Source organism: Lutimonas halocynthiae (genome assembly GCF_030409835.1).
In the GTDB taxonomy this organism is placed as follows: Bacteria; Bacteroidota; Bacteroidia; order Flavobacteriales; family Flavobacteriaceae; genus Lutimonas; species Lutimonas halocynthiae.
Genome location: NZ_JAUFQO010000001.1, coordinates 359202 through 371381, shown reverse-complemented (window position 1 = coordinate 371381; position 12180 = coordinate 359202). Strand labels below are relative to the sequence as shown.

The 12180-nt window shown below is 35.9% G+C and carries 11 protein-coding genes; 5 read left to right on the top strand and 6 right to left on the bottom strand.

Features of this window, described 5'->3' with window-relative positions; genetic code table 11:
- Positions 1-25: 25 nt before the first annotated feature.
- From QWY87_RS01630 to QWY87_RS01620, 3 genes are all read right to left on the bottom strand, one after another.
- On the bottom strand, positions 26-1534 hold the full coding sequence (locus QWY87_RS01630; protein ID WP_290287617.1) for a M61 family metallopeptidase: 1509 nt from the start codon (positions 1532-1534) through the stop codon (positions 26-28).
- 80 nt (positions 1535-1614) lie between these two features.
- Positions 1615-2409 carry a hypothetical protein gene (locus QWY87_RS01625; protein WP_290287615.1) on the bottom strand — a complete coding sequence of 265 codons (795 nt, stop codon included), beginning with the start codon at positions 2407-2409 and terminating at the stop codon, positions 1615-1617.
- Positions 2410-2453: 44 nt separating this feature from the next.
- Positions 2454-3632, bottom strand: a complete 1179-nt coding sequence (locus QWY87_RS01620) for an acyl-CoA dehydrogenase family protein (protein WP_290287614.1) — start codon at positions 3630-3632, stop codon at positions 2454-2456.
- A gap of 108 nt (positions 3633-3740) precedes the next feature.
- On the opposite strand from QWY87_RS01620, the gene rnpA reads away from it, so the two are divergent.
- The 5 genes from rnpA (at position 3741) to QWY87_RS01595 (ending at position 9898) form a co-directional block, all read left to right on the top strand.
- A complete protein-coding gene (gene rnpA / locus QWY87_RS01615) occupies positions 3741-4121 on the top strand; it encodes a ribonuclease P protein component (RefSeq protein ID WP_290287613.1) in 381 nt (126 codons plus the stop codon).
- A gap of 10 nt (positions 4122-4131) precedes the next feature.
- A complete protein-coding gene (locus tag QWY87_RS01610) occupies positions 4132-5766 on the top strand; it encodes a S41 family peptidase (protein WP_290287612.1) in 1635 nt (544 codons plus the stop codon).
- Positions 5753-7426 (top strand): DUF6909 family protein, encoded by a 1674-nt coding sequence (locus QWY87_RS01605; RefSeq protein ID WP_290287610.1) that lies wholly within the window; start codon positions 5753-5755, stop codon positions 7424-7426. Before QWY87_RS01610 ends, QWY87_RS01605 begins: the two co-directional genes overlap by 14 nt.
- Before the next feature lie 86 nt (positions 7427-7512).
- Positions 7513-8787 carry a phosphoribosylamine--glycine ligase gene (gene purD, locus QWY87_RS01600; protein ID WP_290287609.1) on the top strand — a complete coding sequence of 425 codons (1275 nt, stop codon included), beginning with the start codon at positions 7513-7515 and terminating at the stop codon, positions 8785-8787.
- Positions 8788-8830: 43 nt separating this feature from the next.
- Positions 8831-9898 carry a glycosyltransferase gene (locus QWY87_RS01595; protein WP_290287608.1) on the top strand — a complete coding sequence of 356 codons (1068 nt, stop codon included), beginning with the start codon at positions 8831-8833 and terminating at the stop codon, positions 9896-9898.
- Positions 9899-9908: 10 nt separating this feature from the next.
- Here QWY87_RS01595 and QWY87_RS01590 read toward each other — a convergent pair whose 3' ends face one another.
- From QWY87_RS01590 to QWY87_RS01580, 3 genes are all read right to left on the bottom strand, one after another.
- Positions 9909-10259 carry a toxin-antitoxin system YwqK family antitoxin gene (locus QWY87_RS01590; protein WP_290287607.1) on the bottom strand — a complete coding sequence of 117 codons (351 nt, stop codon included), beginning with the start codon at positions 10257-10259 and terminating at the stop codon, positions 9909-9911.
- Between the two features lie 125 nt (positions 10260-10384).
- Entirely contained in the window at positions 10385-11245 is an 861-nt protein-coding gene (locus QWY87_RS01585; RefSeq protein ID WP_290287606.1) for a sensor histidine kinase, read from the bottom strand.
- A gap of 195 nt (positions 11246-11440) precedes the next feature.
- On the bottom strand, positions 11441-12127 hold the full coding sequence (locus QWY87_RS01580) for a response regulator transcription factor (protein ID WP_290287605.1): 687 nt from the start codon (positions 12125-12127) through the stop codon (positions 11441-11443).
- Positions 12128-12180 lie beyond the last annotated feature (53 nt).

The window sequence follows — 12180 nt, the reverse complement described above, 5'->3', positions numbered from 1 at the left end:
ATAAGTACGAGTCAAGAACTTTGAATTATTTTATACCGAATAAGCCATCACTAATTTGTTTTTCAGTTGGAATCGCATCCTTCTTTAAAGAAACCAAAAGTTTTCCGTTTTCCTCAATAGCATCAAACCCTCCCATATTTAAATAATGATCCAAGGGTATTTTTGCAACGCCTTGAATATAGGTATTAAAAAAAGCTGTTTGATCTTTTCCGCTTGCTTCAGACATTAATTTCTGTAGTTCGCTTAAGGTATAGCCTTCGTTAGTTCCTCCGTATTTTTTAAATAAGATTCTCATAACATCATCAATACTGCTTTGATTGGCAGTGGAAGAGCGTATTAGCATATCCTGAGAGATACCAATAAAGAAACCACCACTGTAAATCAAGCCCCAATGATCGTGTTTTAGCGCTCCATCTATCATTGATAACTTGCCAGTTCCTTTATCAGTAATATAGCGCTGATAGAAAAAGTCATTCAACACTTTTAGGTATGATTCTTTATTGAGATAACCTATATGAAATAGTGATTTTAAAGTATAATAATTGGCAAATCCCTCTTTGAACCATTCACAATCATCATTCAATGGAGCAAAGGATTTTCCGCTCCAAAGATGAAAAAATTCATGAGCAAATATAAAACGACCAATCAGTTCTGACATTTCGTCTCCATCCTTTTCAAGTAGGATGCTAATATTGTTTCCAATAACTTCACCGTCTGTTTTAGACGAAGAATTAATAACTACAATAGACTTGCTGAATTTATTGTCTGGAGACGGATTTGGAACGCCTTCCATAAGATCAATATAATAATCCAAAACGCCAGTAGCCATTTTAGAGAATGATTCTTTTTGTTTAACGATTTCATCGCCTCCGAGAGCAAAAATCAATTGAAAATCATCTCTAATAAGAATGATTTCTTCATGCGTTCCGGCGAAAAACATTGAATCAGTTAATGAAGTAAGATTGTCTATAAGGTAGCTATTTCCTTGGTTTTCAATGATACGCCATGGACTTGAAACTTTCCAGATTTCAGGCAGATAAAAACGGACCTTAATATGCTGCTTTTCTTTACCAGACATGATAAAAACGCTCCGACCTGTGTAAAAAACACCCCATTTACGGGCATATGCGGCGCCGTCAACACCTCCGCTCCATTCATGCTCTTCATGATCTAGGTGGACTTCATAATGCAATTTGACATAGGATCCGTCAGATACATGAACTTTCCATTTAGCTCCATCTAAGGATTTCAATTCAACAGGTTTTCCTTCAGGAGTTGTTGCTTTGAGTTCATGAATAAAGTTGGCCCATCTATTTGGAAATTGATTTGCTCCTATTGAGCTCATGAAGAGAGAAGAATCTTCGATTTTTACAATACATTCAACAATAGCTTTCTTAATGTTGTTCTTATTGATCGAAATGCTATAGGATGTTGAATCTGAACCAGTATTAGCGCATAATTGATTAGAAGGAATCAACGACAGAAGAAAGATGAAGGTTAGAATTTTTAGCGGTGAATTATTAAAAAGATCCATGGGAAATAATTTAGTCTCTCTAATATGACGAGCAGGTCAGGAAATGGTTACATCTCACCTTTTAGTTAGCGCTTTATTATTTATGGTTCTTTTTGAGGCATGATTCTTGGGCTCCAGATTTCATAAATGGGTTTTTCTTTAGAGCTTAAGCCACGATGATGCCATTCATTTTCCTTGACTTCATACTGAAAAGACAGACTGGCGCCAACCCTACTGTTATCTCTAGAAAAGAACTCAATGTGCTCGGTATAAGTGCCTTTTTTTGCCGTGTAGGTGCCGCCGCCGGTTCCAGAAAATTTACCCGTAGCAGTATTATAGGCGATCCATTGAAATCGTGAACCCGATAAGATTTTCATTGTTTTCCGATCCCCTGGACTGCGCCTTAACATATCTCCATCTCTTTCTCTTCCTGATATAAGCCATGCTCCGTTGAGATCACCTTTTTGTCCATCGTCAATTCTTGTCCAAATCTTGTCACTTCCTTTGAAGGTTATAGTATCTCCTTTAAGATCAAAAATAAGATCTCTTGTTTTTCCAACAGATGAGCTGTCACTAGACGAAAATTCTTGGGTTAATGAAAACACGCTGTCTTTAACAGTCCAGTAACCACCAAAGGTTTTAACAAACTCGTTGGTCTTTTTATTATAAAAAGTTTCAGCAAGATATCCATCCATAACAATGGTGGTTATCGTTATATCGTCTCCTATTTCATTCGTTTCGGAACTTGTCCATGCACCCTGAAGCCCAATTGTAGCTTCAGAATAATTTATTTTTTGTTTGGAGTTCGACGCTTGAGAATTGCTTAGGTTTTCAGCATATTCCATATTTGACGCATAGAACAACAACACTAATGGAAAAATAAGAAAGTTTTTCATAAGTTGGTATTTTTGTAGCGTATTACGATAAGGGTTTTAACCGACTAGTTAAAGGCGGGAATCCCTGTAATGTCCATTCCTGTTATGAGCAGATGAATATCATGCGTTCCTTCATAAGTAATGACCGATTCAAGATTCATCATATGTCTCATGATAGAAAAATCACCCGTTATACCCATTGCACCTAGGATCTGTCTTGCCTCTCGTGCAATATTTAATGCCATTTCAACATTATTCCTTTTGGCCATAGAAATTTGAGCTGAACTAGCTCTGTTTTCATTTTTTAAAACACCCAATCTCCATGTTAACAATTGTGCCTTTGTAATCTCAGTGATCATTTCGGCTAACTTCTTTTGTTGCAATTGAAAACCGGCAATTGGTTTGCCAAACTGAATTCTTTCTTTGGCATATCTTAAAGCCGTATCATAACAGTCCATAGCAGCTCCGATAGCACCCCATGCAATACCATATCTTGCAGAATCAAGACAACCAAGTGGAGCTCCTAAACCGCTTTTATTTGGAAGCAGGTTTTCTTTTGGGATCTTTACATTGTCAAAAATCAATTCTCCGGTGGCTGAAGCTCTCAGTGACCATTTATGATGTGTTTCTGGTGTTGAGAAACCTTCCATGCCTCTTTCGACGATTAGACCATGAATCCTTCCTTCTTCATTTTTTGCCCACACAACTGCTATATCAGCGAAGGGTGAATTAGAGATCCATAATTTAGCACCATTCAATAAATAATGGTCGCCCATATCTTTGTACTTGGTCTCCATTCCTCCTGGATTAGATCCGTGGTTAGGCTCAGTAAGACCGAAACAACCGATCATTTCACCAGAAGCAAGTTTAGGTAAATATTTGTTTTTTTGAGCCTCGTCTCCATATTTCCATATGGGATACATCACAAGTGATGATTGAACCGAAGCGGTTGATCTAATGCCAGAATCACCTCTTTCAATTTCCTGCATAATGAGGCCATATGAAATTTGATCGAGTCCGGCGCCACCATATTCTTCAGGAATATAAGGTCCGAATGCGCCGATTTCGGCTAAACCACTTAATAGTTGATGAGGAAATTTCGCGTCTTGGGCGGCATCCTCAATTATTGGTGAAACTTCGCGCTTTACCCATTCACGACAGGCATCTCTTACAAGTTTATGCTCTTCAGTTAATAAATCATCCAATAGAAAATAATCGGGAGCTTGAAATTGATCTGCAGCCATAGCTTTTATTGTTTTGATAAAAAAGCAAAGTTACAATTATTGGTTTGATAAAAACAAGTGCCTTAAACTTTTAAATACATAAAAAATAAATGACTAACTTTGGCCTCTATGCGGAACACGTTTAGTAAGGAAGAGAAGCTAAAAAAGAAAAATCTTATCACAGAATTGTTTGCCTCAGGCAAATCAGCTTCAGTGTTTCCCTTGAAAATGGTCTATCTTGAAAATGACCATGACTCCCCCTTCAAAGTTCAAGCAGGGGTATCGGTTTCCAAACGAAATTTTAAGAGTGCTGTAGATAGGAATCGAATCAAGAGATTGATGCGAGAATCTTACAGGAAAAATAAATACTTGATTTACAACGATGATGATACTAAAAAGCATATTCTGATGTTTATATATCAAGCGAAAAGCGAAGTATCATATCAAAAAATGGAAGAGAAAATGATTGATTTGATTCAAAAGTTTTTACAAAAACAAAAATCTCATTAAGATGAAAGGAATGAAAAGAGGAATAGTGATCGGAAGTCTGGTAATTATGAGCTCATTTTTAGTGGCTTTTAAATCCGATTTTTTCGAGGTTGCTAAGCAAATGGAAATTTACACAACTTTATTCAAAGAGTTGAACCTATATTATATCGATGAAATTAACCCTGCTGAATTAACAGAGAAGGCAATCAATGAAATGCTCGAAGACCTTGATCCTTATACGAGGTATTACGATGAGCAAGGGGTAGAAGAGGTAAAGATTAATTCTTCAGGAGAATACAGTGGAATTGGCGCTGAGTCACATTATTATGATAAAAAACTGGTCATATCAGAAGTGTTTGAGGGGTATTCTGCTGAGGAAGAAGGCATTAAAGTAGGTGATGAAATTGTAAAAATTGACGACATTTTAGTAGATGACTATGATAGTGATCAAATTTCGGCACTGTTGAAAGGAGTGCCTGACACCACAGTAAAGTTGGTTATTAAAAGACAAAAAGAAACATTGGATTTTACCGTTAAGAGAGAGAAAATTTTGGTTAACCCTGTTCCTCACTTTGAAATGGTAAGTGATGAGATCGGATATATTGCGTTTAACAAATTTAACAACAAGGCTTCAGCATCTGTGAAGTCAGCCTTTGCAGACCTGAAGGAAAAGGGAATGAATAAACTTATCCTTGATTTAAGAGGCAATCCAGGGGGATTGTTAAATGAAGCCATCAACATTACGAATTTCTTTGTGCCAAAAAACGAGGTTGTTGTTAGTACCAAGGCCAAGTTAAAAAAATGGAGCGAAATTTATAGAACAAGGTATGAACCTATTGATCTCGATATGCCAATTGTAGTGCTTATCGATGGAAGGTCTGCTTCGGCTTCAGAGATTGTTGCAGGATCTTTACAAGATCTTGACAGGGCCGTTATATTAGGAGAAAGATCATTTGGTAAAGGTTTAGTGCAACGTTATAGAAACCTTACCTACGGTACCAAATTAAAATTAACGATTTCGAAATATTACACCCCTAGTGGAAGAAATATCCAGGAATTGGATTATACCCATAGAGATGGGGATGACGTTCCAAAATTTGCGGAAGAGAATAGAAATGCCTTTAAGACTAAAAACGGACGAACTGTTTATGATGGAGGAGGTATATCTCCTGATATTGAAATTGAAAAACCAGAATTGACAGAATCAACAGAGGCTTTATTAAGATCTGATGCGATTTTTAATTTTGCATCGGTCTACTATCTTGAAAACCCGAGTATTGCAGCTCCAGAAGCATATATTTTTGAAGATAAAGAATATGAAGACTTTATTTCATTTGTTGAGGAAGGAAGTTCTAATTTTGAAACTAAGACTGAAAAGAAATTTGAACAGGCCTTTGAACTTTCAGAAAAAGAAGCGCTTTCGAAAGGGATAAAAAATTCTTATGAAGATTTAGTGCAGCAATTACAAAAACAAAAAATTGAAGAATTAAACAAGAATAAAGAAAGCATCAAAGAATTGCTTAGTGATGAAATTATAAATCGTTACTATTTTAAAAAAGGAGAGTACCAAAACCATATTGCATTTAGTCCTTTTATCAAAGAGGCTATTTCAGTACTTGAAAATGACGAACAATACAGAAGTATATTATTGAATGGAAAAAATTAAACGGACCAAAGCGCAAATTTCAACGAATGCCATTGAAAGAATTTATATCACAATGCGCCACTTGTTCATTCGGGGATTTTACAAACCCATGGGTGTTTCTGGAAATACGCTTATCAATGAATTATTGGTTCTACAGCCTGAAATATATGGCTCAATAGGTCAGGAAATAACCGAGTTAGAAGGCCTGTTGTACATCATAGACAGATTGCCGGAAGGAATTGCAGAATGCCGTTATATTAGCCTTATAGCAGATGAGGGTTTAGGAAACTCTCATTTTAAAAAGATCGTTCCTTCCAAAAGAAGAAGAAATTGCTACCGAATTGACCGTGATCAAATGAACATTGAAATAACCAGAGGAAGATCTGACATTTATGATATTTTAACGCATTTGACCTTTATGTTTATTGAGGCAAAAAAAATTGCGAACAAGGTATTAATCAATGATGAAGGCCATACCATTAGAGAATGGAAGCATCTTGAAGAGGTAGTGCTCAAAAACAAAAAAGTCAATGAAAATGAGAGGGAAGTACTCTTGGCTCATTTATCTACTTTTTTAGGTAGGAGCTACGAAGAAATTAAGAAAGCAGATGATAATTTTGCTTTACCTCAGTCACCTAACAGGTTGTTTCAAGTTATTTATTGGATGGGCAAACTCTCTCTGAATGAAATTTTAGAAGATCAAAACCATGAAATTACTTTTAGCCCAATACTAAGGGAGCGTATTGGCCATCATATATCTGGTGAAATTTGGGCTGAAAATATAAAAAATGAATTGTCTAATAGAGATTTATTAGATCGACCCATTCATGTGATTAGTGCGAATATGCATAGCGTCATGAATTCTATTTATGGCCCAATGTTTCTGCCGAAAGAAGCTAAGTCAAACAAAGGAATTTCCTTATTTGAATTGATAGGGGACGAAGAGAATAAAGAACTCAGAAGAATTATTAAAAAGGGGGCCGCGAAAAAAGGCTTGACTTTTATTAAAGATACAACAGGTGCCAATATAGATGTGCAGATCATTGATACAGAAAAAATTGATCTGGAATTGACGTCCTATAAGATCGAACATTCAACAGGTGAAAGACCGGTTATTATTGTAATGGATTATGCCTTTGGAGAACAGGCTTATGAAACGCTTGATGAGCTTTTAAAACCGTATAGATTAGCTTCCGGAGATGCAAAACACCTCAATATTGAGTCTGTTTCAGTGATGGGGAAAGCTGGTATTTTAGAAGGGATCAAGGGAGACATTATGATTCCAACATCGCATATTTTTGAGGGAACTGCTGACAATTATCCTTTTCATAACGAGCTCAAGGCAGAAGACTTGCAAGATGGAGGTTTAGGCGTTTACGAAGGCTCTATGATTACCGTTCTAGGAACCTCTTTGCAAAACAGAGACATATTAGAATTCTTCTATAATTCTACTTGGAAAGTAATTGGACTTGAAATGGAAGGAGCTCATTATCAAAAAGCAATTCAGTCTGCTTCAAAAATAAGAGGCAATATCAAGAACGATATAAAAGTGAGATATGCTTATTACGCTTCTGATAATCCATTAGAAACAGGAAGCACACTGGCTTCAGGAGGCCTCGGAACATCAGGTGTAAAACCTACTTATCTGATCACACAGAAAATTTTAGAACAGATCTTTTAAAAAATCATCTCATGGTTTAAATCGGCGTCCGAATCATTCTAAATAGAATTTTTTAAAGTATTTTTGCAGCCATAAATACTGCATACATGAACATACTTATTTTAGGATCGGGAGGTAGAGAATGTACATTTGCCTGGAAATTAGCTCAAAGCGCTAAATGTGGTGCTCTTTTTATTGCTCCAGGAAATGCCGGAACACTTGAATACGGAACAAATCTAGCGATCAACCCAAATGATTTTGAACAAGTTAAAAAAGCTGTACTTGATCATAACATCAAAATGGTAATCGTTGGGCCTGAAGATCCGTTGGTTCTTGGCGTTCATGATTTCTTTTTGAATGATAGTGATCTAAAGGGGGTTCCAGTGATTGGCCCGCAAAAGTATGCGGCACAATTAGAAGGAAGTAAAGAATTCGCTAAGGAGTTCATGTACAGGCACAATATTCCTACTGCTCAATACAAAAGTTTTACCGTTGCAAACCTAGAAGAAGGGTATGAATTTCTTGATTCGCTAAAGCCACCTTATGTGCTTAAAGCGGATGGTTTGGCTGCTGGTAAAGGGGTGTTAATTCTTAATGATCTCAATGAAGCTAAAAAGGAATTAGAAGAAATGCTCGCTCAACAGAAATTTGGAGCAGCAAGTTCTAAAGTTGTTATTGAAGAGTTTTTAGACGGAATTGAAATGAGTTCGTTCGTGTTAACCGACAGTGAAAACTATGTCATTTTACCTAATGCGAAAGATTACAAACGTATTGGAGAAGGAGATGTTGGATTAAATACAGGCGGCATGGGTGCTATTTCACCTGTTCCTTTTGCTGATGAGGAATTTCTCTCAAAGGTTGAAGAAAGAGTTATAGTTCCAACTGTTGAAGGCTTAAAAAAAGACAATATTCCATATGTAGGTTTTATTTTTATTGGCTTGATTAAGGTTAATAATGAACCCTTTGTGATAGAGTATAATGTAAGAATGGGTGATCCGGAAACGGAAGTTGTTATTCCTAGAATTGAATCTGATTTTGTAGAACTTTTAAGCGCTACAGCCGATAAGAAACTAGACAGTTTTAACCTTAAAGTAATGGACAAATCTACGACCACAGTTATGATGGTATCAGGAGGGTATCCTGAAGCCTATGACAAGGGAATGGAAATAAAAGGACTTGAGAATGTAAATGACTCAATCGTTTTTCACGCTGGAACCAAACTAGACGGAACAACAGTAAAAACGAGCGGAGGAAGGGTGTTAGCAGTCACCTCCTACGGAGATGATTTTGAAAAGGCATTGAAACAATCCTATCAAAATATTGAAAAGATTCATTTTGATAAAATGAATTTCAGAAAAGACATCGGTTTCGATCTGAAATAATGCTATTTTTTTGCGATTTGGCTCTTTTGCCACATATATCTAATTGATAGATTTTAATCCACATAAAAAAATTTTAGTGGCTCCTTTGAATTGGGGGCTGGGTCATGCTGCACGGTGCATTCCAATTATCGATGCCTTGCAGAAAAATGGTTTTGAACCTATTTTAGCAGGCGATGGTATGTCATTAAGTCTTTTAAGAAAAGAATATCCGTCCTTAGCTTTTTACGAACTTCCATCAACTAGTGTTGAATACGCTAAGAACGGGAGCTTTTTGAAGTATAAGTTGCTTTCACAGGCGCCTAAATTAATAAAAACAATAGCGCAGGAGAAGGCAAGAGTTGCGGAAATTCATCAAAAAGAAAATTTGGCCGGCATAATATCAGATAATCGATTTGGCCTAAGATCAGAAAAAGTTCCAAGTGTTTATATAACGCATCAATTAAAGGTTTTAAGTGGCTCAACTAGTATTATAAGCACAACTTTACATCAACAGCTTATTTCAAAATTTGACCAATGCTGGGTGCCGGATTATAGCACAAATGAACTGGCAGGTGACATGTCAAAATCTGCAGATAAAACAGGTTTTGTCAAGTATATAGGTCCCTTGAGTCGATTTGAAAAAAAGCAAATGAAAAAAAAGTGGGACTTACTAGCTGTGTTGAGCGGACCTGAACCACAAAGAAGTCTCCTTGAAAAAAAATTGTTAGACAAGTTAAAGTTGTTTTCGGGCAAGAGCCTGATCATTAGGGGTATCATTGAGGACAAGCAAAATAGCCGATGCATCGGAAATATGACCCTCGTAAATTTCATGCTTCAAAATGAACTTAGAGATAGTATAGAAAGCAGTAGATTGATTGTGTCAAGATCAGGTTATAGCAATATTATGGATCTCGATGCGCTGGGAGCAAAAACATTTTTTATCCCAACTCCAGGACAATTTGAGCAAGAGTATTTGGCAAGACATTTTCAAAGCCGAGGTATTTCTGACTATGCTGAACAGCATTTATTTGATGTAGACAAACTACATGATGGAAGTGAATACAAAGGGTTCGGGCATAAAAAAACACCAAATAAGGATTTCGACAAATCGCTATTTGATGTTTTTAAATAGGTAAATATTTTTATATAAAAGATAGTTCAGCCGCATTGACTTCTTCAACTTTAACCACTTTATTTGATTTATAAGTAACTTCTTTCACAGTTTCTTCACCAACCAAATACCATTTTCCATCTTTAAGGCCATTGTTATACATGGCAACAACTTTTATCTTTCCTTCTTCATTATAAGATATCCATTTATCATGGAGTTTGTCTTCTTTGAAAAACCCGACTTCTTTTACCATACCATTATCATGATAATAAGTGGCTTTAACTAAATCATTTTCTTTTTCAAACTTTGGTTCTACTCCTTGGGCAAATGATACATTTAGCACGAGTAGGAAAAATAACATGCAGGCGAACAACTTTTTCATTTTTATCTGTTTTGATACCTTAAAAGTATAAAATTAACATTTACTGCACAATAAGTTTACAATTTCTTAACATTGGAATTAGGTCAAAAACCAGCTTAAAGTGCAGTATCGGAATTTTTATCTTCTTAATTAGCTTTGTTCAGGGTAAAGGAAAAAGTAGATCCTTCACCAACTGTGCTCTTCACCAAAACTTCTTGTTCATGGGCTTCAATGATGTGCTTTACGATGGCAAGACCTAAACCTGAACCTCCCTGATCTCTTGATCGGCTTTTATCTACACGATAAAATCTTTCAAATAATCTGGGGATGTTTTTAGAATCTATTCCCACACCATTATCAATCACATTAACTACTACCTGATGTGCTGAATGAGTGCTAACATTAATCAATGTACTTCCATTTACGTTGCCGTACTTTATTGAATTTGTAAGTAAATTGATGATAACCTGCTCAATTTTTTCCTTATCCGCTTTGACAAGAATTGGATAGTCATACACTTCATTAAAAGCCAAGGTAATATTTTTCTTACTGGCTCTTATCTCCAATAATTCAAAAACATCATTGATCGTCGCGATGATATTAAATTTAGATTGCTCAAGTTTCATTCCTGATTCCAGCTTGGCGATCATATCAAGGTCTTTTACAATATAGGTGAGACGCTCAATGCTTTTGTTGGCCCTTCCCAAATACTTTTTCTCCAATGCCGGATCTTCAAGATCTTCATCTAAAACAGTTATTAGGTAGCCTTGGGCTGTAAAAAGAGGTGTTTTTAATTCATGAGAAACATCACCGATAAAATCACGTCTGAAATCATCCCTATTATGCAGTTGTTCAATCTCTTTGTGTTTGGTTTCAGCAAAATTTCTGATTCTTTCAATGAAGTTTTCGAAATCAACATCATCAAGATCAGCTTTCAATGAGGGTGCATTATCAAATAGATTTGATTCATAAACACGGCCCAATTGAATCTCAATGAATTTCTTCATTCCAAAGAAATAGATAAGGTAGGATGTGGCGAAAAAGACAAAACCTAAGACAATAAGATTCAGCAGATTGACTTCTAATAAAAAGTATAAAATCGCAACAAAAACCAGAAGACTAATAAGGCTTGCAAGAGCTGTTCGTAGAGCTTGTTTTTGAAGATTGGTCAAATTCATTCTCAAATATACTCGAAGATCTTATTAAACTACAAATTTATAGCCTACTCCTTTGATAGTTTTGATAAAATCATCTCCGATTTTTTCTCTTAACTTTCTAATATGCACATCGATAGTTCTACCTCCAACGACCACGTCTTGTCCCCAAACAGTTCTTAAAATAACTTCGCGATTAAAAACTTTATTGGGTACGCTAGCCAAAAGAGATAACAATTCAAATTCTTTTCTAGGAAGCGTTATTTCTTTGCCATCAACCTCCACATAGTATTGATCTTTGTTTATAATGATACCATCAAATGAAAGCGTGTTTTCTTCAATTTCTTCCTTGGTATAAAATCTTCTTAGCAATCCTTTTACTTTACTAACCAAAACTTTTGGTTTTACCGGCTTGGTGATATAGTCATCAGCTCCGGCTTCAAACCCCGCTACTTGAGAATAATCTTCTCCTCTGGCAGTAAAAAAGGCAATCAAGACATTTTCAAGACCTTCAATTTGTCGAATTTTTTCACAAGCTTCTATGCCATCCATTTCAGGCATCATGATGTCAAGTAAAATAAGATGCGGTTGAATCACTTTAGCATTTGCTACAGCCTCGGTTCCTTCGGAAGCTTTAAACACTTGATAGCCTTCTTTTTTTAAATGGAAGCCGACTATTTCAAGAATATCAGGTTCATCATCAACCAAAAGAATCTTTATTGATCCATTATCCATGGGATTATTATTTAAGTTTTATGATGCAAAAATAGACATTTTTCACTGCGATT